The following is a 21,642-nucleotide window of genomic DNA, read 5'->3' as shown; positions in this document are numbered from 1 at the left end:
ATATTATAACATTATTGTCAAATAACTATCGGATTAACTATATAGAGGTTGTTGAGACTATTGAACCTAACAAACTTGTATATTTAGATGAAATGGGTATGGATAATAAACAGTCTGTACTAAGAGGATGGTCTCTTGTTGGTAAACCTAGCTATGGTGAAGTTATTGCTTATCAAACTCAGAGAAAAAGTATAGTTGCTGGTTATAACTATTTAGAAAAGAAGATTATAGCACCGCTAGAGTATACTGGATATACAGATACTCAAATTTTTAATCAGTGGTTTGAAGAGCATTTATGTCCTGAGTTAATTCCAAAGACTACTGTTGTTATGGATAATGCTAGTTTTCATAAGTCTCCTAAATTGGCTAAAATAGCAGAGAAGTTTGATATACAGATACTATACCTTCCTGCTTATTCTCCTGATTTAAATCCTATAGAAAAAATTTGGGCCAATTTTAAAAGAATTTTAAGAAAAGTAAATAATTCTTTTGATAATTTATCTGATGCTATTACTCACGTCTTTAGCACAATATTATCAGATTAACTATATAATTATACTAGTTCTAAATAAAGGCAATGGAAATGGTTATAACAAAAGAAATTGAGTATCGTGGTGATGGAGTGTTATTGAAAGGATTTTGTGCTTACCCTGATAGAAGTGGTTATCTTCCAGCTGTATTAATAGCTCCAACATGGGCAGGAAGAGATAAATTTGCTTGTGATAAAGCAATAGCCATGGCAAAAAGAGGCTATCTAGGCTTTGCTTTAGACATATATGGAGATGCCAAAATAGGTAAAACTACAGAAGAGAATTCTTCTCTTATGAACAACCTATTAGCAAATAAATATGCTCTTATGACTAGGCTTAGAACAGCATACAGTGTTGTCAAAAAAATGCCTAAAGTAGATGAATCAAACATCGCTGCAATAGGATTTTGTTTGGGTGGCAAATGTGTACTTGACATGGTAAGATCCAATATTCAACTAAGAGCAGTTATTAGCTTTCATGGACTACTAGAATCCAACATCATAAAAGAACAAGATATAGATACAAAAATACTAGTCCTACACGGTTATAATGATCCAATGGTTAGTCCTAAACATATTAACGATTTTCAACAAGAAATGAGCAAACGCAATGCTGATTGGCAGCTACATAGCTTTGGAAATACTTATCATGCATTTACCAATCCTAATGCAAATGATCCAGAATTTGGCACAGTATTTAATAAATTATCAAATAAAAGGGCTTGGAAATTAGCTGAGGACTTTCTAAGAGAAACTTTTGTTAGTAGATATTTATAAAATAAGTATTTACTTTATAAGGCCTATATATGGAAGTTCACGATACTTCTCATCATAGTCTAATCCATAACCAACTATGAATTTATCTTCTATTTCAAAACAGACGTAATCAAGATTAACTTCTCTCTCAAGCCTTGCTGGTTTAAATAACAATGTTGCAAATTTTAAAGTTTTTGGATTATATTTATTTATACCATCCTTCAATTTATGATAAGTATTACCAGTATCCACAATATCTTCAATGATTATGATATTTTTATCTTTAACATACTCTTCTTTGAGTGATGTTTCAGTCAGAACCACGGTGCCTGAACTAGTAGTACCTGAACCATATGATGATGCTGTAATGAACTGCGTTCTTAGATCTACTCTTAATTTTCTCACAAGGTCTGCGAAAAACATAAAAGATCCTTTTAACACACATACAAGAGTAACCTGTTCACCAGAATAATCTTGATTAATTTCTTCAGCCAGCTTAGTTATAGCTTCTTCAAGCTGTTGGCTTGTTATATATACATTAGTACTTTCTGCGGAGTAAGTCATAATTAACCTTTTTTGAAATAATCTTCAAAGAATAAGATTTGTTCTCTTGATGGACCATATGCTAATGATGATATAGGAATACCGATATGATTCTCTATAGTCTTCAAATAAGTTTTTAACGCTTGTGGCATGTTTTCTTGAGTCACAGTTTCATCGAAAGAAAACGGTTCCATTTCAACCAATATAGGTTCAACCTTATATAAATCTATACCTGGGTATGCACAATATATTTCTTTGCCTTCATACTTATATCCAACACATACTTTTAGACTATCCATATCAGATAAAACATCAACTTTAGTTAAAGCTATAGATGTTAGATTTGAGCATTTAGCAGAATACTTTAAAAGAGGAAGGTCCAACCAACCACATCTACGAGTTCTACCAGTAGTTACACCTATTTCCCCACCTTTCTCTTGGATAAACATACCAACTTCATCAAATAATTCAGTAGGAAAAGGTCCCTCTCCTACTCGGGTTGTGTATGCTTTTGTAATACCAATTACATGATCCAAATCATGGCCTGCTGTTGTCGCACCAGAATATACTCCTGCAACAGAAGTACTTGATGAAGTAACAAAAGGGTAAGTTCCATAGTCTACATCTAAAAGTACGCCTTGAGCACCTTCATAGACAACATTCTTATTGTTGGCAATAGCTTGATCAATGATAGAAAAAGTATCAGCTGCATATTGCTTAAGTTTTTGACCTAAACTATATAGCCTATCCAACTCTTCCTCTAACAAAGGATACTCAATTTTATATAAATCTTTAAACAACGTCTCTTTTTCAGTAAGAGAAATTTCTAATCTTGATTTTAGTACTTCTCTATCAAACAAATGCTTAAACTTAATACCCTTACGAGACACTTTATCTTCATATGCTGGGCCAATTCCTTTACCAGTAGTTCCAATTTTTTCACTAGTACTACTTTCTCTAACGGCATCTAAAAGCTTATGATAAGACGTAATGATAGTACAAGATTCAGAAACAAATAAATTTTCTACAGAAATATCAATACCAGTTTCTTTTAAACGTGTCATCTCCTCATCTAATGCAACAGGATCTAGAACCACACCATGGCCAATTACACATTTAGTATGCTTATGCAAAACACCAGATGGGATCAAATGAAGAAATGTTTTCTTACCATCCACAACAAGCGTATGCCCAGCGTTATTACCACCCTGATAGCGTACAACCAAATCTGACTTCTCAGCTAGAGTATCGGCTATTTTACCCTTGCCTTCATCACCCCACTGAGCACCAACGATTACAATATTTGACATATTAAACTGAATTTTTGAGATTAAAATTTAGATATCAGGTATATTAATATATTAGTGATGATTTTACTAGCAAAATATCATTTAATAAAACTATTTTAGTCAAGACTTTATTCTTAAAATTGTTATAATAGCATTTAAAATATGGCTCTAAAGATAACACAACAAGGAATCAAAATGTCAAAAATAAAAAGGGTATTAATATCTGTTTCAGATAAAACAGGTATCATTGAGTTCGCAAGAGAATTAAGTAAATATAATATTGAAATACTATCTACTGGCGGAACATCTAAAGCCCTTAAAACTGCTAATATTGACGTCGTTGATGTCTCTAAACATACACACTTTCCAGAGATAATGAATGGAAGGGTAAAAACATTACACCCTCTTATTCATGGTGGAATTTTAGCTGATAGAAACAATCCCGAGCACATCGATGCTATGAGAAACAATAATATCGGCCAAATAGATATGGTAGTAGTAAATCTATATCCTTTTGTTAATACTGTTAAATCTGGTGCTGATTTTGATACTTGTATAGAAAATATTGATATTGGTGGTCCTTCAATGGTTCGCTCATGTGCAAAAAATCATAAACACACAACTATTGTCACTAACCCTAATCAATACCAAATAATTATTGAAGAAATGTCTAAACATGATGGTAATACTACACTAGAAACTCGCAAGGAACTTGCCAAAGAAGCTTTTGCACATACGGCTGAATATGATAGTCATATTGCCAATTGGTTTAGCAAGGAATTAGATGAAGAATATCCTAAAAAACTTTTCTCCGTAGGCTCTCTTAAGCAAGTCTTAAGATATGGAGAAAACCCTCACCAAAAAGCTGCTGTATATACTACTGATAAAGAGTGTACAAGTATCACTAATGCTAAACAATTACAAGGTAAAGAGCTGTCTTACAATAACCTCAATGATGCTGATGGAGCATTTGAAATGGTTTGTGAATATTCACAACCTGCATGTGCAATCATAAAACATGCCAATCCTTGCGGTATTGCTTCTGGCAAGAATGCCTATCAAGCATGGCAAAAAGCTCTAGCTTGTGATCCTATTTCAGCATTTGGTGGTATAGTAGCATTTAACTGTGAAGTTGGTGAAGAATTTGCTGAGTCGTTGGGAAAAATGTTTCTAGAAGTAATCATTGCTCCATCTTATACACAAAAAGCTTTAGAAATTTTAGCTATCAAAAAGAATTTAAGAGTTCTAAAAACCGCTAATGTTTTTGACACAAAATCATCTCGCATGATTAGTAAAAATATAAATGGCGGGATTTTGTCTCAATCATATGATAATGGTTCTGTTAATATAGATAACTGTAAAGTTGTAACAAACAGAGCCCCTACAGATAAAGAGTGGGATGACTTAATGTTTGCATGGAAAGCTGTTAAATATGTTAAATCTAATGCTATTGTTTATGCCAGAGATACTCAAACCGTAGGTATTGGAGCTGGTCAAATGTCTAGAGTTGATTCTGCTCGAATTGGCGCTGAAAAAGCACAAACCCACCAAGGTGCTAAAAATTCAGCTGTTGCCTCAGATGCTTTCTTCCCATTTGCAGATGGTTTAGAACAATGTATTCAAGCTGGTGCTACAGCTGTGATTCAGCCAGGTGGATCTAAAAATGATCAAGAAGTTATTGATGCAGCAAATAAAGCTGGAATAACAATGGTCTTCACAGGAATGAGACATTTTAGACATTAGTATATCGAGTATTATCCCCAAAATGATTATAGAACCTTGCTTTTATACCTACTTATATTATGAAAGTGCTGATGTAAGTAAAGGTGATATAATCAAAATAACTCCAACAAAAATAATAAAATAAATACTTTTGGTGCGAAGCTCTCTTAGTGATGGTGTTTTAAAAACAATATAAGCAGGAATTAAGCACCCTAAAATACCAAACACAGGACCAGATAACGGAACTAACCTATAAACTGGTGCATCAAAGACTATTGAAAGCCAAGTCAATAAAAAAATTATTACTATAACGATAGAATTTATATTAAAAAAATTATTTGAATCCTCTTTAAAACCAAACTTAGTGAAGCTATTTCTTAACAGTCCTTTTAATGACTCCTCCATACCTGCTAATACGCTTAAAAAAGATGTCAAAATAGCACATAAACTAATAATAATGCCGCAAATGTATATTAAACTATTAGATAAACCCTGCTTCTCTAACAATATAAAAGCAGACTGATTATTTCTTGTAGCCTCCAGTGCCTGCTCTCTAGGAATAACCAGTGAAAATGATAATACATAAAACCCAATAATAATAACTAAAATAGTAAACGCAACAGTCATTGTTTTAAGTGTTTTAGATAACACTAAACTTTTATCACTACTTGCATAATGCAGTCTATACCCTATGACCATAGGGCTTAATGATTGAATAAATAAAATAGATGTCAAAGAAAATGGTAACATGATAATACTTTTAGTAATAAACTGTTCAGTACCAGCGGGAATTGCTGTTAAATTGTCAAGTGACCATAGAGGAATTAAAGAAATAGAAACTAAAATAATAGCAACAATAAGCACAGCTACTAATAGTGTAGATATTCTTACGAAAAGCTTTCGACTTTTCATTCCTATAAAAATCAATACCACCATCAAAATAGCACTATACAAAATATTTTGCTCTAGATGAGGATTAGCAGTCAACTTAAATAAATATAAATATACAGCCAAAGATTTTGCTACAACTTCAGCATAAATAACTGTCCATGTCAGCATCATCAACAAATATAATATTCCTAAAAAATTTGACCATTGCTTACCTAGTAACTCTTCAATTGTCTCTTTATAAGGTTTTGGTTTTTCTGATTGAAATAGCGTTTGTATATATAATTTTTGAAAAAGATAAATACCTGGGTAAGCTATCAGTATAGAAACAATAAAAACAGCAAACCCAACTACGCCAACACTTACAGGAACTAAAACTATACCTGCACCAACAGCCATCCCAACACTGATTATCAACCAACTTAAATCAAACTTATTAAACTTAGAATCTTTATTCACTATTAAAATTATATTTATAAATTAATTGGTATTTTATATAATAAACTCTTTATGAAATATTTAAAGTTCAATATTAAATAAATTTATGAAAATTTTTCTGATCTTTCTACAAAAAATAATATAAGTTAGATTAGCTCATCTAAAAAATGTAACGATAGCTATTAAATCACCTTACATATTAATCGCGGCATTAATAAACTCAATTGAATAAAGTTCACCTAGAGCATTAGAATTAATCTTATTTAAATCACTAGAATTCAAACTATATTTAACATTTATTGTTAGTCATTTGTTTTACTTACCATATATCTGATATAGTTAATCCGATAGTTATTTGACAATAATGTTATAATATTTAGAAAAAATGTCATCATATAGCCAAGATTTCAGAGATATCGTAATAACTAAATATAAAGAAGGCCTAACAGACAAAGAGCTAAGTAATTTTTTTAATATAGATATCCGTACTACTAGATCTTGGATAAACTTATACGAGACAACTGGTGATTATAAATCTAAGCAAGGCTTGGGTTGCGGTAGAGTAGCAACCTTTACAGATAAGGAAGCGATAGAAAGCTACTTAAGAACATATCCAGATGCAATGGCTTTAGATATTAGAGAAGCATTAGCTCCTGAAATACCTAGAAGCACATTTTATGATTGTCTTAACAGACTTGGTTTTAGTTTTAAAAAAAGACACCTAAATATAAGCAAAGAAAAGAAGATTATAGCACCGCTAGAGTATACTGGATATACAGATACTCAAATTTTTAATCAGTGGTTTGAAGAGCATTTATGTCCTGAGTTAATTCCAAAGACTACTGTTGTTATGGATAATGCTAGTTTTCATAAGTCTCCTAAATTGGCTAAAATAGCAGAGAAGTTTGATATACAGATACTATACCTTCCTGCTTATTCTCCTGATTTAAATCCTATAGAAAAAATTTGGGCCAATTTTAAAAGAATTTTAAGAAAAGTAAATAATTCTTTTGATAATTTATCTGATGCTATTACTCACGTCTTTAGCACAATATTATCAGATTAACTATATAATCAGCTCAAAACATAGTAAATATATAAACAAAACCTTCATAGGTATGATATTGTTTAACACTTATCGAATAAATATAATGAAATTAAATTGATAAACTACCAGAATATATATTAATATATATTAATTAAAAATTTTTGGTTTCTATTGATATTAGAATTAAAATAGAGCTTTTGTAAAACTCTTTGCATCGAATGCCTGAAGATCATCAACCTTCTCTCCAACGCCAATAAATCGAATTGGTAAACCCAATTTTTTAGCTATAGAAAAAACAATACCTCCCTTGGCGGTACCATCAAGTTTTGTAATCGTAATGCCTGTAATTTTCACAATCTGATTAAAAGCCTCTGCTTGACTTAAAGCATTACCACCTGTTGTAGCATCAACCACCAACATAATCTCATGCGGAGCAGCCTCATCTATTTTTTTAATAACTTTTACAACTTTCTTAAGCTCTTGCATAAGATTATCTTTATTATGAAGTCTACCTGCTGTGTCAGCAATTACAACATCAATACCTTTAGATTTAGCTGAACTAATAGCATCATATATAACAGATGCACTATCAGCGCCATCATGTTGGTAAGCTATTTGGGTTTCATTCCTATCAGCCCACTCACGAAGCTGCTCGACTGCGGCTGCTCTGAATGTATCTCCAGCAGCCAACATCACAGACTTACCTTCAGATTGAAGTTTTTTAGTTAATTTTCCTATCGTTGTAGTTTTTCCAACACCATTAACACCTACTACCAATATTACATATGGGGATTGCCCCTCATCGACTTGTAGCATTTCCTGGCAAGGTAAAATTATCTCCGTTAGTTTTTCTTGGATGATTTCATTAAGCTTATCTGCCGTTTGTAGTTCATTTCTAGCTACTTTTTCACGTAAATAACCAATAATTTCATCTGTAGCCTCAACACCAACATCTGCTGTTAAGAGCTGCATCTCAATATCTTCAAGGAGCTCTTCATCAACAACTTTCTGACCCATCAGGATAGTACCCAGACCACTACTAAATTTATTTGCAGTTTTTGATAGGCCTGACTGTAATCTTGAAAATAGGCCTTTCTTAGTCTCTTGAACCTCTATATAACCTGAAGATGATGTGTCTTCTATATTCTTTTTCTTTCTAAAAAACATTTTTTTATTCTCTAATCTAAATATTTCTAAGGTTAAAAATACTATTCAAAGTATTTATCTCTGAGTTTAGCTATTTTTTGGTGTAATGGATCGAACATGCTAACAATATTTTTAGATTTAATAAAGTGTACCTCACCTTCAAATGCAATTTCATCACCAGCTTGAGCATAAACCTCTAGAAGCTGATAGCGTAATTCAATATTATTAGGGTTTTTCTCTAAACAATCCTGAATAGTTATGCTTGCTTCGACATATTTCTCACTATCTAAGAACTGTTCAACAAGTTCATTTATATATTGTAATTCTTGCTCCATCTGATGCTGAGAATCCACCTCTTCAACCTGATTTTCATCATCTGTTTGCCCTACTAAAGACTCATCAGTATTAGCTTCAAAAACTACTCCCTTTTCTGTTTTAATTGCTATATTCTTATCCTTCTCATATATGCCTTGCTCATTACAACTTGGAGAATCTGATGATTCACTATGAACAAAAGTATTACCACTTTCAACATGGTCTTTCTCGGATTCTAATACTGATGAATTAAGGCTAGAAGAATTACAGAAAAAGTCAAATTCCTCTTGAGGCCCACGACTAGCTGTCTCAGATCTATAAAAATCATCATCCGATACAACAGGAGAAATACGTGACATTAAATGATCTCTTTTTTTCTTTGAGATAAGCTCTAATTCTAGCTCTTTTTTTGAGTTTCTATTGTTCCAAAATTTTCTAGCCACAAAGAATATTGCAGCAAAGATAGCAATATAAACTATTAATCTAAATAACAACCCAAAAAATGCTCCTATTCCATACCCATCAGAAGATCCACTCTCTACTATATTAGTAGCGCTTATTTGGCTATTCAAATCCTTTTTATAAGTAGTCAAATCAGAATCATCTATTGGTACTAATGATGGAACCTTATCTTGGCTCTCTACACTAGATTGTGAGTAAGTAGCATTTTCAGCTTGACTATCAGGTTTATTAGTAGCTACCTGGTCATATGAGTTATGAATCATTTGGTTTCTAGTCAGCGTCAAACCATCCTCCACCTCACTCCTCGTTGTAGGCAAAGCAAGTTTATCACCAATTTTTATTCTATTTTCGGCAATCTCCGGGATTTCTGACTTATTAATACCTTTAATAGCATCTGTCATTTCCGAAGTTCCTATACCACTTAAAGAATGATTTTTTGCTATTTTATACAAATAATCATTCGCTTTAACAGTATATATTTCCATCGAGAGAGCTGGCTGCACCGCGACTATTATAATCCCAGCTGTAAGAATTTTATTGATACCTCTGAACATGTAGCACCCTAATAAATTATAAGTAAAGACTAGAAAATTATAGCACATTTTTTCTACTGAAGAAGCTCCAGAACCTAATGTTCTCTTGTTGCACTAAATATAATATCTGGATTTTTATCTTGAGCCAACTGTAAATTAACTCCTGTTGGTGCTAAGTAAGTAAGATATCCTGCACCATCATATGATAAATTAACTTGATATTTTTTCTTAAAATCATTTAATTTTTTATCATCATCACAAAAAATCCAACGTGCTAACACCACATTCACCCCTTCATATGAACATTTAACATTGTATTCAGTAGCTAATCTTTGAGCAACCACATCAAATTGAAGTATACCTACAGCCCCTAACACAAGATCATTCGAAATCATCGGCTTAAATACTTGAGTGGCACCCTCTTCTGATAGTTGAATAAGTCCCTTTTGTAAGGCTTTCATCTTAAGCGGATCATTTAGTTTAACTCGCTTATAAATCTCTGGGGCAAAATTTGGTATGCCTTTAAATTTCAGCTTTTCTCCTTGTGTAAAACTATCTCCAATCTGGATGCTTCCATGATTATGAAGCCCAATGATATCTCCAGCATACCCCTCTTCAACCTGCTCACGTTCACCAGCCATAAATGTAAGAGCTTTTGAAATTTGCATTAATTTTCCAGTTCTCTCATGATAAATTTTCATACCCTTATGATACCTTCCTGAACAAATTCTAAAGAATGCAATTCTATCACGATGTTTATCATCCATATTCGCCTGAATTTTAAAAACAAAACCCGTTAATTTAACTTCATTTGCTTTGACAACACGTTCATTTGCTTCTCGAGCTTGTGGTGCTGGTGCAAATTGTGTGAAACCATCCATCATCTCTTTTACACCAAAATTGCTCAATGCTGTACCAAAATAAACTGGCGTTAGGCTGCCTGCTAAGAATTCTTTTTCATTAAATTTATGACTAGCTCCTCGTACAAGTTCTATTTCCATCTCAAGATCATCATATAAATCAATTCCGATATCATTCTTAGCATTCGCTAAACCTTTTATCTTTTTAAAGGTGTGAATCTCATGACCATGACCAGTTTCAAAAAGTGTAACCTCATCACTATACAAATCATAAACGCCTTTAAAAAACTTACCCATTCCTATCGGCCAATTCATTGGTGCACATTTGATTTTAAGAATTTCTTCAACCTCATCTAAAAGCTCCAAAGGATCTCGTGTATCTCGATCAAACTTATTCATAAAGGTTACAATAGGAGTATCACGTAGACGGCAAACATTCATTAACTTAATAGTTCTATCTTCTACACCTTTTACCGCATCAACAACCATTAAAGCTGAATCTACAGCTGTTAGTGTACGGTATGTATCCTCTGAAAAATCCTCATGGCCAGGAGTATCAAGCAGATTAATTGTCTTGTTATTATATGGAAACTGCATTACCGAGGTTGTAATTGAAATTCCACGCTGCTTTTCCATTTCCATCCAATCAGATGTTGCGTGTACTCCACTTTTTTTAGCTTTTACAGTGCCTGCTGTTTTGATTGCATTTCCAAACAAAAGCATCTTCTCTGTAATAGTTGTTTTACCCGCATCTGGATGAGAAATAATTGCAAATGTTCTACGTCTTGCAATTTCTTGTAGATATTCACTCATGATATTTTTTAAGATCTAATATAAATATTTAATAAAGGAAGTGTACTAGAAATAATTTAATTTTGAAAATTAAAATGATCGTCTAGTATTTTATAAATTTGTTCCTCTATCTCTTTAATAGGCTTAGTTGCATCAATTTCTACAGCACTATTTGATTTTTTCACTAAGCTTTTAAAAGTTTTTCTAACTCTATCAAAAAACTCTAAACCAGCTTGTTCAATCCTATCAGGATCACCAGCTTTTTTAGCTCTTTGTAAGCCAATTTTAGGATCAACATCAAGATAAATTACAAGATCTGGTTCATAAGTCGACACAAAATGTCTATTTAAGGACTCTAACTTAGATAAATCTATACCTCTACCACCACCCTGATATGCCATACTAGACCAATAAAATCTATCTGAAACAACATTCAAGCCGGATTTCAAACTAGGCTTTATAAGAGTTTGAATATGCTGCACTCTACTAGCATACATCAATAATAGCTCAGTGTCAGAGGCAACTATTTCATCAGCATAATTCTCAAGCGCTAAGTTTCTAATATTTTCAGCTATTTTTGTCCCACCAGGCTCACGAGTGTATATCGCTTGAAGATTCTTCTGTTTTAGATACTTTTGGATAAAACTAATAGCTGTACTTTTACCCGCACCATCTAGACCTTCAACAACAATAAAAGTAGATTTTTTCATTTTACTAAACAACCAAACCAACAACAACTGCCGATAAAAGGCTTACCAATGTAGCACCATAGAGTATTTTTAGGCTGAATCTTGCAACTTGCACAGAGGCTTTTTTATTAAGAGCCTGTATAGCTCCTATAATAATGCCAATAGAGCTAAAGTTCGCAAAAGATATCAAAAATACTGATAAAACCGCTTTGGTATAAGTAGTTAATTCTGTAACATGTTCTGACATAAGGTTAATGGCTGCAAACTCATTACTTACCATCTTCGTACCCATTATTTGACCTACCAAATGAACTTCATTTGCCGGAACATGCAAGACCCATGCAAATGGATAAAAAACATAGCCCAATATATCCGTAAATGTGATACCAAAAATATTTACAAATAATAGATCTATCAAGCTCAACAAAGCAATAAAGCCTATCAACATCGCACATACTATTATAGCAACCTTGAAACCATCTAAAATATACTCTGCTAGCATCTCAAAAAAGCTTTGTTTTTCTATTGTTTCATCATATGTCTCATGTAAGCTATCAAAACTTATCGCATCAGATTTCTCGTATGGATTAATAACTGTAAGCACAAAGAAAGTGCCAAACATATTCATAACCATAGCAACTATCACAAACTTCGGGTCAAAACCATTTTTTACACTTAACATTCCCATATATGCACCAGATATAGCTAATGATACTGTCGACATAGCTGTAGCTGCCATTGTATATAAAACATTTGATGGTAAGTGACCAATAATTTTCTTATATGCAATAAAATTTTCTGACTGACCAACAGCTAATGAGCTTACAGCATTAAAAGACTCTAATTTCCCCATCCCTGTTACTCTAGACAAAATAGCCCCTATAGCCTTAACTATAAGAGGCAATATTTTAAAATACTGTAAAATACCAATCAGTGCTGACATTAATACTATCGGCATGCCTACTGCAAAGAAAAATAAATGCCCTCCCGCCATATCAGTAAGCGGACCAAAGACGAATCTAGTTCCATCAGCAGCACATTCAAGCAACTTGTCAAAACCTACAACTATTACATAAATAATACTCTCTCCCACAGCAGATCTTAATAAAAAGTATGCCAATACAATCTGAACAACTAAAATTAAAACAAGGTAGTTATAGCGAATTTTTTTTCTATCACTGCTCCAAATAAAGGCAAGCATAAAAACAACAGCAACACCTATAACAAAAAAACCAAGCTTAGTAAGCATTTTTATTTCCTATTTCATTATTTAATAAATTATCTAAAAGACCGCTTACACCAAATCTAAATGTAATTGGTTGAATAAAATCATCAGAAAGAATATCCTGAGCAGTTTTTATATAAGCAATAGCATCCTCATATGTTCTTATACCTCCAGATGCTTTAAATCCAATATTCTTATTATTTTTTTTAATTATCTTCAGAATTGATTTGGCCGCCTGAAGCGTCGCACCATCTTTAGTTTTACCTGTAGATGTTTTGATAAAATCAGCTCCTGCATCTATAACATCCTGAGAAACTTTTTCAATTAATTCATCTGACTTAAGTTCTCCAGATTCTATAATCACTTTGAGGATTTTGTTCTTACATAGTTTTTTAATATCAGAAATCATTTGTACTGATTTCTCAGATGAACCTTCTTTGATATATTCTTTATAATCTATGACCAGGTCTAACTCATCAGCTCCTAAGGTAAGAGCTTCTCTAGCTTCCAAAATAACTTCTTTGATGCTTTGACCACCAGCAGGAAAATTAACTACAGTTGCAATTTTGAAACCTTGGCCAAGCTGTTTTCTAACTACTGGAATAAATTTTTTATACACACAAACTGCAGCAACTTCTCCAAGAGAGTTCTTTGCTTTTGTGCATAATTTGATTATATCTGATTTAGTATCATTATCACCTAATTGTGTTAAGTCTATTAAGGATATTATCTTTTGCCTATCAATCATTCATGACTCCAAAGATTGATCTACCATAATCTAATGACTCAACACCCATAAAATCAGCTATACTCTGGCCTATATCAGCAAAAGTATCCCTTGCTCCAACAAATTCAGATTCAATATTCTTACCCCACAATAAAAAAGGTATACATTCTCTTGTATGATCCGAACCAGGAGCTGTTGGATCACACCCATGATCAGCAGCAAGCACGACTATAGTGTCATCACTTAACTTTTTATCTAAATCTGGAATCCTTGCATCTAAATATTCCAAAGCTTTACCATACCCTTTTGGATCTCTACGGTGACCATAACTAGAATCAAGGTCTACAAAGTTTGTAAATACAATAGTGTTGGGCTTAGCTACAGCATACTGCTCAATTGTTTTATCAAAAAGATCCTGAAGCCCAGTTGCTTTAACTTTTTTAGAAATCCCTTGATCAGCATAAATATCCGCTATTTTACCTATAGATACAACGCTACCGCCTGCTTTACATAACTTATCCAGTAACGTTGGTGCTGGAGGTAATATTGAAAAATCTTTACGGTTACCCGTACGTGCATATTCATCAGCTGACTCCCCAATAAATGGTCTAGCAATCACTCTACCAACCTTCATATCCATATCATTGAGAATTTTTCTAGCTATTTCACATACTTCTAATAATCTATCTAAACCAAAATAATCTTCATGCGCGGCAACTTGGAAAACACTATCTGCTGAAGTATAGACAATAGGCTTTTTGGTAACACAGCTCTCACATCCAAGCTCTTTTAACACCTCTGTTCCAGATGCGTGCCCAGCATCTATAAAACCATCAGTTAAACCAGCTTCTTCTATCCACCTATCAATAAACTCTTTATCAAAATAACTTTGGCTATCAGTCTTAGTAAAATAATACCAATCAAATGTAACCGGCACCCCTGCTAACTCCCAGTGACCACTTGGCGTATCTTTACCTTGGCTTATCTCTGCACAATAACCATATTTAGTATTTTCAACTTCATCTGACTGAGCTATATCTTGTGATAATTCCTTACATCTGTTATATTCAGCCACTTTTTTAAGACCTTTTCTTGATAAATTAGGAAGAGAAAATTTCAGCTTATTATTACTGAAATAATCAACAATATGCCCTAATGTATCTGAACCCTCATCACCAAAATCAGCTGCATCTGGTGCTTGACCTATACCAAAAGAATCAAATAGTAATACAACAACTTTTTTATTTTTCAACATACCTCAAAAGTCCTTTTATTTTTTATTATTTTCTAGAAACGCTATTCTTATGCCTCTTAGAATTAAATCAGGAGAAATTTCATCAAAAATATCTTCATCCTTAAATAATCCAGTAAACCCGCCAGTAGCAATAGTATAGACATTTGAATCTTTCAACTCTTCTATACTTCTTCTTTTAAGCTCTTTTAAGGCTCCCAAATGACCATAATACAATCCAGAACGTATATTTGTCTTAGTATCATATCCTATAGCAACATCTGGTTTAACGATAGTTATTGATGATAACTGAGAAGCGCCATGACATAAAGCATTTAGCGAAAGTTTCACACCTGGCATAATTGAGCCACTAAGGTATTTTTTATCCTTTGTTACTACATCAAACGTAGTTGCTGTACCCAAATCTATTATAAGTAAATTTCTATTAGGATGATCAGCTATTGCCCCTATACAACTTGCAATTCTATCAGCTCCAACCTGATGTGCCTCAACTGCTGTCATATCCAAATCTGTTGTATCCATACTTATAAAGAATGGTTTTATATTAAAATACTTTATAACTGCTGACCCTAATGAATAATTTAGATGAGGCACAACCGACGATATTGCACAACCATCAATTTTACTCAGATCTACAGAATTTTCTCTTAATGCCTGCCTAAGGAAAACACCCATTTGGTCGGAGGTCGAATCAACTGATGATGTTGCATATCTAATTTGGCTAACAATATGTTCGCCTTCAAAAACTCCAATATGTATATGAGAGTTACCCACATCCATTACTAATAACATAATATTTCCTATAACCTATTAATGCGCTTGATCCCAACTTTCTCCCGCATCAACATTAACTTCTAGTGGTACACTCAGTATAACAGCTGATTCCATAATATTTTTAATCTTGTCAGAAATCTCATCCAGCTTATTTTTTTGAACCTCAAAAACAAGTTCATCATGGACCTGCATAACCATTTTAACTTCGCTATTATACTCTTGAAAAAGCACTGTGTTAACCTCTATCATAGCTTTTTTAATAATATCGGCTGCTGTGCCCTGCATTGGCGCATTAATAGCTGCTCTTTCAGCTGCGTTACGTTGCATTACATTTCTAGAATTAATTTCTGGCAAATATAATCTTCTACCAAGTATTGTTTCAACATAACCATTTGCTTTAGCTAACTCTTTAGCAGTATTCATATATTCTTTCACACCTGGATAGCGGGTAAAGTAGACATCTATATACTCTTGTGCCTCTCCTCTAGATATTTCAAGTTGTTTGGCTAAGCCAAAAGCACTCATACCATAAATAAGACCAAAGTTTATTGCCTTAGCTTTTCTACGCTGTTCACTAGTGACCTCATTTAAATGAATACCTAGCACTTCTGCAGCTGTAGCGGTATGAATATCTAAACCATCATTAAATGCTTTTAACAAATTTTTATCTTTTGAAAGATGTGCCATAATTCTAAGTTCAACTTGAGAATAGTCTGCAGCTACTATACAGCTGCCTTCTTCTGCAACAAATGCCTCTCTAATCTTACGACCTTCTACACTTTTTATCGGAATATTTTGTAGATTAGGATCAGATGATGATAATCTCCCCGTGATAGTTCCTGTTTGATTATATGAAGTATGTACTCTACCATTATGATCAAGCATTTTTGGCAGTTTATCCGTATAAGTATTTTTAAGTTTTGAGAGATGTCTATACTGCATAATTAATGCTGCAATCTCATATTCTTCAGCAAGCTGCACCAACACTTCTTCTGAAGTTGAAGCCTGACCTTTCGCTGTTTTTTTAACTGCTGGTATTGCCATTTTTTCAAACAATATTTCACGCAACTGCATTGGAGAAGATAAGTTAAATTCACTACCAACGATCTCGTAACATTTTTGCTGTAATTTATTAATTTTTTCTCCTAAGGCTTGAGTTTGATCAATAAGTTTCTGTGCATCAATCTTAACACCAATTTTCTCCATATTATTTAAAATAAGAGTCAAAGGTATTTCAATTTCATTATATAACTTTTCCAAAATAACTTGCTGTTGCAATCTGGCTTTAAACAATTCAAACAACCTAAAAGTTATATCAGCATCTTCTGCAGCATAATATGCTACTTTTTCAATATCAACCTGATCAAGAGTTTGCTGTTTACGTCCTGTACCTGCTAGCTCAGTGTATGGTATTGGTTCAACCCCAAGGTGCTCTTTTGATAAGCTATCCATATCATGCCTACCACTACTTTTTAGTACATACGCCATAATCATAGTATCGTGAATACTACCTTTTATATCAACTCCATACTTTGATAAAACTTTTTCATCAAACTTAAAGTTATGTGCAACCTTAGCTATGCCTTTATTAGCAAATATAGGCTTCAGAGCATTCAGAACTTTCTCCAGCCCTAGCTGCTGCGGCACTCCCAAATAACGATGTTGTAATGGAATATAATAAGCATCTCCCTCTTTAACACAAAAAGAAATTCCTACCAAATTTGCCTCACGAGTATTAAGTGAGTCAGTTTCAGTATCAAAAGCAAAGTTATCAACTTTTAATAAACTACCAACTAAAGTTTCTAACTCCAGCTCTGTTAGGATAGTTTTATAAAAAACACTAACTTCTTTTTTAAGTGGTGCAATATCTGTAACAGAAGGTCTATCACTTTCTAGATTTCTCAATAGAGATTTAAAACCATAGCGATTAAACATATCTGCCAAATACTCATTATCTGCCACTTTACATTTCAAACCCTCTATTTCCAAATCAATATTAAGATCACACTTAATAGTCGCCAACTTATATGAAAGTTTTAGCAACTCAATATTGCTTCTCAAATTTTCTCCGACTTTACCTCCGATCTTGTCTGCATTTGCAATTATTCCTTCGATATCATTATATTGGTGCAGCCACTTAACAGCTGTTTTTGGACCAACTTTTGGTACCCCGGGAATATTATCAGAAGCATCTCCCATTAGTGCCAAATAATCTATTATCTGCTCTGGCTTGATGTGATATTTATCTTCAACTCCTGCGATATCTGTAGTAATATCCTTCATCGAATCATATAATACTACTTTATCAGTTACAAGCTGAGCCATATCTTTATCCCCAGTGGAGATAACAACATCACAGCCCTGTTTTTCAAGCTTATGAGCTAATGTTCCGATAACATCATCAGCCTCAACCTTCTCTTTGATTATGAGAGGAAAACCCATTTTTTGAATGATCTCATGTAAAGGTTTGATTTGCACTCTTAACTCATCATCCATCTGCTTTCGATTAGCTTTATATTCCGGATAAAGTTCATGGCGAAAATTTTTACCTTTAGGATCAAAAACTACTGCCACATATTCTGTATCATATATTAACGGAAGCTTCTTGAGCATATTAATAACCCCAAGTATTGCACCTGTGGGCTCACCTTGCTTATTAGTTAAAAATGGTAAAGCATGGTAGGCTCTAAAAAGGTATGACGAACCATCAACTAAAATTATTTTTTTCATAAAATTTCTTAAGGCGGATTTATATGATTCAAATACTAATCCATATCGGCTTTTTTAGCAAACTTGATTAAGTTGCTTAAAGGATTTTTTCATTCTTCAAAAACTTAAATCAATATCCAAATACCACCAATTATTCTTAGCAAAACTTTTACATTTAATCGCATCTTTATAAGTCATTATGACTATTTGAGTACTATCAAGATTTGCAAAATCTTCTGATTTGTAACTATAATGATCTTTGAAAGTTTCCGTAGCTTTTATATTAATATTATTATCTTTCAAGGTGGAAAAAAATTTATTTGGATTGCCAATACCAGCTATAGCAACAACATCCTTAGCTGCAAAATTACTTATAGACACCTTTTCTTTAGATGTAAGATTCACAAATTCTTTAGCTATTATTTTTGTATAAGTAATATTATTATTATATTCTTCAAGCATTTCTTTGTCTTGATCAGAGCAATTACCAATAACTATTACTTCATCAACAGATTTTAACCTATCAATAGGCTCGCGCAAAGGGCCAGCTGGCAAACACATTTGATTACCAAACATTCTATTTGCATCCACAACCACGATCTCTTTATCTCTAGCAAGTTTATAATGCTGCAAACCATCATCACTTATTATTATATCTGCATCTACATGTTTTTCTTCAATATATTTAACCGCATCAACCCGTTTAGGACTGATTATTATTGGCACTTGACCAGCCAAAGCATCAAACAACATTGCTGGCTCATCACCACATTGATCTGGCAATGTATTTTGAGCTACCTCAAAAGGATACACATCAGACTTCGCACCATAGCCTCGGCTTATAATTACTGGTGTTTTACCTTGATCCAAATATTGCTGTGCCAATCTTCTTACAACTGGTGTTTTACCAGTACCTCCAACAGAAATGTTACCAACAACTATAACGGGGATTTTTGATTTATACTGAAAACGTTGGCACTTAATTTTACGCTGATTAGCTATTTTTGAAAAGATAAAGGCAATAGGCTTTAAAATAAAACTTAGTAAACTAGGTGCACGTCTATACCAAACTTTATCTAACATAGATACTACTCAAATCCAGACTGATATAACCTTGCATAAAGACCATTATTTTTTAATAACTCATCATGCTTACCAGATTCCACAACTTTTCCACCATCCATAACAATTATTTTATCTGCCTTCTCGACTGTACTAAGCCTATGCGCAATTACTATAGTAGTACACGATCTAGTCAAATTTTCTAAAGCTTGTTGTACAACTCTTTCAGATTCATTATCTAGAGCACTAGTTGCTTCATCAAATATAAGTATCGGTGCATCTTTTAATAGTGCTCTTGCTATAGATATTCTTTGGCGCTGTCCTCCGGATAATTTAGAACCATTATTACCTATACTTGTATACAATCCTTCTGGTAAAGTGTGTACAAACTCATAAGCATTCGCACGTTTAAGAGCATCTATAACCTCTTCTTCAGAAACATCTCTAGATGTTCCAAAAGCTATATTATTGTAAACGCTATCATCAAATAAATGTACATTCTGAGAAACCATCGATAGTTGAGATCTTAGATTCTCCAATGTTAAGTCTCTAGTATCAACTCCATCAATAGATATTTCACCATCTTGCTGAATATAAAATCTCGATAAAATACTTGTTAAAGTCGTTTTGCCACTCCCAGATTTACCCACAAATGCAACTGTTTGACCAGCCTTAATATTAACATTCACATCGCTAAGAATCTTATGATCTCCAAAAGCAAAGCTTAAATCCTTAATAACAACATTGCCGGCAACCCTTTTAAGCTCTTTCTTTCCTGTTTCCTTTTCACCTGGATAATCAAGAATATAAAAGATATCTTCTGTGGCTGCAACAGCCTTTTGAATAACAACATTCACCTTAGTAAGATTTTTGATGGGTTTTAATATCGCAGCTGCTGCTGCAAAAAAAGATGCAAAAGAACCTGCTGTTAGCCATGAAGAGCTCCCTCCTTCATTAGTTCCAAATATAGCAATTGTAAATAAAGAAAATGCTAAAACTAAAGAAGCAATAATTTGGATAACTGGTGATGTCATAGCATCTAAAACTATAGTTCTTATTTGCTGTGAATACGTATAATCAAGATTTTTAAAAAATTTATGTTGCTGTTTCTTTTGCGCACCAAAAATTCTTATTTCTTTATAATTTCTAATAGTTTCTTCGGCCGTATGTGTAACATTCCCCATGGATGATTGCGTATTTCTACTAAGAGCTCTGAATTTCTTATTTATAAGAGCTATAAATAAACCCAAAAATGGGCCAATTATTATTAGAAACAAGGATAGTTGCCAACTTGACACAACCATTACAATAATGAGCCCCATAACAAAGGTACCATCCTGAACTACAGTTATAATAGCAGTTGAAGTAGCCTCAGTCACTTGGTCAACGTTATATAATAATCTCGAGATAATTTGTCCAGAAGAATGTTTATCAAAAAAAGTTGCTGGCAAATCCATAAACCTCTTATAAATATCTTTTCTAAACTTATATACTACCTTCTGACCTAATGAACCAATAAAGTATTGAGACAAAAAAGAACCAACTGCTCTTAAGGTCAATAAACCGACCATCCCTACACCCATAAGCATCAGTATGCTAGCGCTTTGCTTAGTAATATCTCCACCAGGACCAAAACCATAATTTAATATAGGGTTTATAAGATATATCATCGAAGCATCTGCTGCTGAGAAAAAAATACTCCCAATAGCCGCTAAAACTAAAAAGTGCCATAAATGTTTTACTTGAGATAATAGTCTTTTATAAAGAACACTTACTTTCTCATCACCTACCATTTCGCCGCTTAAATTACCAAAACCTTGAGATTTAAGGTCTATTTTGTCAATCATATTTCCCATAAGAATAAAAAGATGTTAAAAACTATC

The 21,642-nt window shown here is 33.2% G+C and carries 16 protein-coding genes and 2 pseudogenes; 4 read left to right on the top strand and 14 right to left on the bottom strand.

The genetic code is table 11. From position 1 onward, the window contains the following. Positions 1 to 29: 29 nt before the first annotated feature. A pseudogene (locus ACR0PV_RS01105) lies at positions 30 to 545 on the top strand (IS630 family transposase); the annotation flags it as partial. A gap of 38 nt (positions 546 to 583) precedes the next feature. Further along, positions 584 to 1,306 (top strand): dienelactone hydrolase family protein, encoded by a 723-nt coding sequence (locus ACR0PV_RS01100; RefSeq protein WP_488173221.1) that lies wholly within the window; start codon positions 584 to 586, stop codon positions 1,304 to 1,306. 9 nt (positions 1,307 to 1,315) lie between these two features. On the opposite strand, the gene hpt is transcribed toward ACR0PV_RS01100, so the two are convergent. Both hpt and ACR0PV_RS01090 read right to left on the bottom strand, forming a co-directional pair. Further along, complete coding sequence (gene hpt / locus ACR0PV_RS01095; protein WP_488173220.1) at positions 1,316 to 1,849, bottom strand: hypoxanthine phosphoribosyltransferase; 534 nt, start codon at positions 1,847 to 1,849, stop codon at positions 1,316 to 1,318. A 2-nt stretch (positions 1,850 to 1,851) separates the two neighbouring features. Continuing rightward, positions 1,852 to 3,138, bottom strand: coding sequence for an adenylosuccinate synthase (locus ACR0PV_RS01090; RefSeq protein ID WP_488173219.1), 1,287 nt, complete (start codon positions 3,136 to 3,138; stop codon positions 1,852 to 1,854). Positions 3,139 to 3,312: 174 nt separating this feature from the next. Between ACR0PV_RS01090 and purH the strand changes: the two genes are divergently transcribed. After that, on the top strand, positions 3,313 to 4,860 hold the full coding sequence (purH, locus tag ACR0PV_RS01085; RefSeq protein WP_488173218.1) for a bifunctional phosphoribosylaminoimidazolecarboxamide formyltransferase/IMP cyclohydrolase: 1,548 nt from the start codon (positions 3,313 to 3,315) through the stop codon (positions 4,858 to 4,860). A 57-nt stretch (positions 4,861 to 4,917) separates the two neighbouring features. Here the strand turns inward: purH and ACR0PV_RS01080 are convergent, their stop codons facing one another. Then, entirely contained in the window at positions 4,918 to 6,186 is a 1,269-nt protein-coding gene (locus ACR0PV_RS01080; RefSeq protein WP_488173217.1) for an aromatic amino acid transport family protein, read from the bottom strand. 364 nt (positions 6,187 to 6,550) lie between these two features. Here ACR0PV_RS01080 and ACR0PV_RS01075 point away from each other — a divergent pair. After that, positions 6,551 to 7,231 (top strand): annotated as a pseudogene (locus ACR0PV_RS01075) (transposase). 165 nt (positions 7,232 to 7,396) lie between these two features. Here the strand turns inward: ACR0PV_RS01075 and ftsY are convergent. The 11 genes from ftsY to msbA all read right to left on the bottom strand — a co-directional run bounded on the left by ftsY (position 7,397) and on the right by msbA (position 21,615). Beyond that, entirely contained in the window at positions 7,397 to 8,380 is a 984-nt protein-coding gene (ftsY, locus tag ACR0PV_RS01070) for a signal recognition particle-docking protein FtsY (RefSeq protein WP_488173216.1), read from the bottom strand. 41 nt (positions 8,381 to 8,421) lie between these two features. Beyond that, positions 8,422 to 9,690, bottom strand: a complete 1,269-nt coding sequence (locus tag ACR0PV_RS01065) for a LysM peptidoglycan-binding domain-containing protein (protein ID WP_488173215.1) — start codon at positions 9,688 to 9,690, stop codon at positions 8,422 to 8,424. Positions 9,691 to 9,764: 74 nt separating this feature from the next. Next, positions 9,765 to 11,342, bottom strand: coding sequence for a peptide chain release factor 3 (locus ACR0PV_RS01060; RefSeq protein WP_488173214.1), 1,578 nt, complete (start codon positions 11,340 to 11,342; stop codon positions 9,765 to 9,767). A 56-nt stretch (positions 11,343 to 11,398) separates the two neighbouring features. Beyond that, positions 11,399 to 12,031 (bottom strand): dTMP kinase, encoded by a 633-nt coding sequence (gene tmk, locus ACR0PV_RS01055; protein WP_488173213.1) that lies wholly within the window; start codon positions 12,029 to 12,031, stop codon positions 11,399 to 11,401. Positions 12,032 to 12,035: 4 nt separating this feature from the next. Continuing rightward, positions 12,036 to 13,259 (bottom strand): NupC/NupG family nucleoside CNT transporter, encoded by a 1,224-nt coding sequence (locus ACR0PV_RS01050; protein ID WP_488173212.1) that lies wholly within the window; start codon positions 13,257 to 13,259, stop codon positions 12,036 to 12,038. Then, a complete protein-coding gene (gene deoC, locus ACR0PV_RS01045; RefSeq protein ID WP_488173211.1) occupies positions 13,249 to 13,983 on the bottom strand; it encodes a deoxyribose-phosphate aldolase in 735 nt (244 codons plus the stop codon). The genes ACR0PV_RS01050 and deoC overlap by 11 nt, the downstream gene beginning before the upstream one ends. Then, the gene (locus tag ACR0PV_RS01040) at positions 13,976 to 15,217 is read right to left on the bottom strand and encodes a phosphopentomutase (protein WP_488173210.1); all 1,242 of its coding nucleotides are present in this window, start codon (positions 15,215 to 15,217) and stop codon (positions 13,976 to 13,978) included. The genes deoC and ACR0PV_RS01040 overlap by 8 nt, the downstream gene beginning before the upstream one ends. A gap of 15 nt (positions 15,218 to 15,232) precedes the next feature. Then, the gene (locus tag ACR0PV_RS01035) at positions 15,233 to 16,006 is read right to left on the bottom strand and encodes a type III pantothenate kinase (protein WP_488173209.1); all 774 of its coding nucleotides are present in this window, start codon (positions 16,004 to 16,006) and stop codon (positions 15,233 to 15,235) included. A gap of 18 nt (positions 16,007 to 16,024) precedes the next feature. Further along, complete coding sequence (polA, locus tag ACR0PV_RS01030) at positions 16,025 to 18,718, bottom strand: DNA polymerase I (RefSeq protein ID WP_488173208.1); 2,694 nt, start codon at positions 18,716 to 18,718, stop codon at positions 16,025 to 16,027. Positions 18,719 to 18,814: 96 nt separating this feature from the next. Beyond that, positions 18,815 to 19,780, bottom strand: a complete 966-nt coding sequence (gene lpxK, locus ACR0PV_RS01025; RefSeq protein ID WP_488173207.1) for a tetraacyldisaccharide 4'-kinase — start codon at positions 19,778 to 19,780, stop codon at positions 18,815 to 18,817. A gap of 5 nt (positions 19,781 to 19,785) precedes the next feature. Then, positions 19,786 to 21,615 (bottom strand): lipid A export permease/ATP-binding protein MsbA, encoded by a 1,830-nt coding sequence (gene msbA, locus ACR0PV_RS01020; RefSeq protein WP_488173206.1) that lies wholly within the window; start codon positions 21,613 to 21,615, stop codon positions 19,786 to 19,788. Positions 21,616 to 21,642 lie beyond the last annotated feature (27 nt).

This window comes from Francisella sp. AG1 (genome assembly GCF_057683165.1).
Note: the sequence above shows the minus strand (reverse complement) of the source record. Positions and strands in the feature narration are given on the sequence as shown.

Bases quoted from the DNA above. Each gene is read 5' to 3' on its own strand.
- ACR0PV_RS01100 (WP_488173221.1), top strand. From the start codon at position 584: ATGGTTATAACAAAAGAAATTGAGTATCGTGGTGATGGAGTGTTATTG.
- hpt (WP_488173220.1), bottom strand. From the start codon at position 1,849: ATGACTTACTCCGCAGAAAGTACTAATGTATATATAACAAGCCAACAG.
- ACR0PV_RS01090 (WP_488173219.1), bottom strand. From the start codon at position 3,138: ATGTCAAATATTGTAATCGTTGGTGCTCAGTGGGGTGATGAAGGCAAG.
- purH (WP_488173218.1), top strand. From the start codon at position 3,313: ATGTCAAAAATAAAAAGGGTATTAATATCTGTTTCAGATAAAACAGGT.
- ftsY (WP_488173216.1), bottom strand. From the start codon at position 8,380: ATGTTTTTTAGAAAGAAAAAGAATATAGAAGACACATCATCTTCAGGT.
- ACR0PV_RS01065 (WP_488173215.1), bottom strand. From the start codon at position 9,690: ATGTTCAGAGGTATCAATAAAATTCTTACAGCTGGGATTATAATAGTC.
- ACR0PV_RS01060 (WP_488173214.1), bottom strand. From the start codon at position 11,342: ATGAGTGAATATCTACAAGAAATTGCAAGACGTAGAACATTTGCAATT.
- tmk (WP_488173213.1), bottom strand. From the start codon at position 12,031: ATGAAAAAATCTACTTTTATTGTTGTTGAAGGTCTAGATGGTGCGGGT.
- ACR0PV_RS01050 (WP_488173212.1), bottom strand. From the start codon at position 13,259: ATGCTTACTAAGCTTGGTTTTTTTGTTATAGGTGTTGCTGTTGTTTTT.
- deoC (WP_488173211.1), bottom strand. From the start codon at position 13,983: ATGATTGATAGGCAAAAGATAATATCCTTAATAGACTTAACACAATTA.
- ACR0PV_RS01040 (WP_488173210.1), bottom strand. From the start codon at position 15,217: ATGTTGAAAAATAAAAAAGTTGTTGTATTACTATTTGATTCTTTTGGT.
- ACR0PV_RS01035 (WP_488173209.1), bottom strand. From the start codon at position 16,006: ATGTTATTAGTAATGGATGTGGGTAACTCTCATATACATATTGGAGTT.
- polA (WP_488173208.1), bottom strand. From the start codon at position 18,718: ATGAAAAAAATAATTTTAGTTGATGGTTCGTCATACCTTTTTAGAGCC.
- lpxK (WP_488173207.1), bottom strand. From the start codon at position 19,780: ATGTTAGATAAAGTTTGGTATAGACGTGCACCTAGTTTACTAAGTTTT.
- msbA (WP_488173206.1), bottom strand. From the start codon at position 21,615: ATGGGAAATATGATTGACAAAATAGACCTTAAATCTCAAGGTTTTGGT.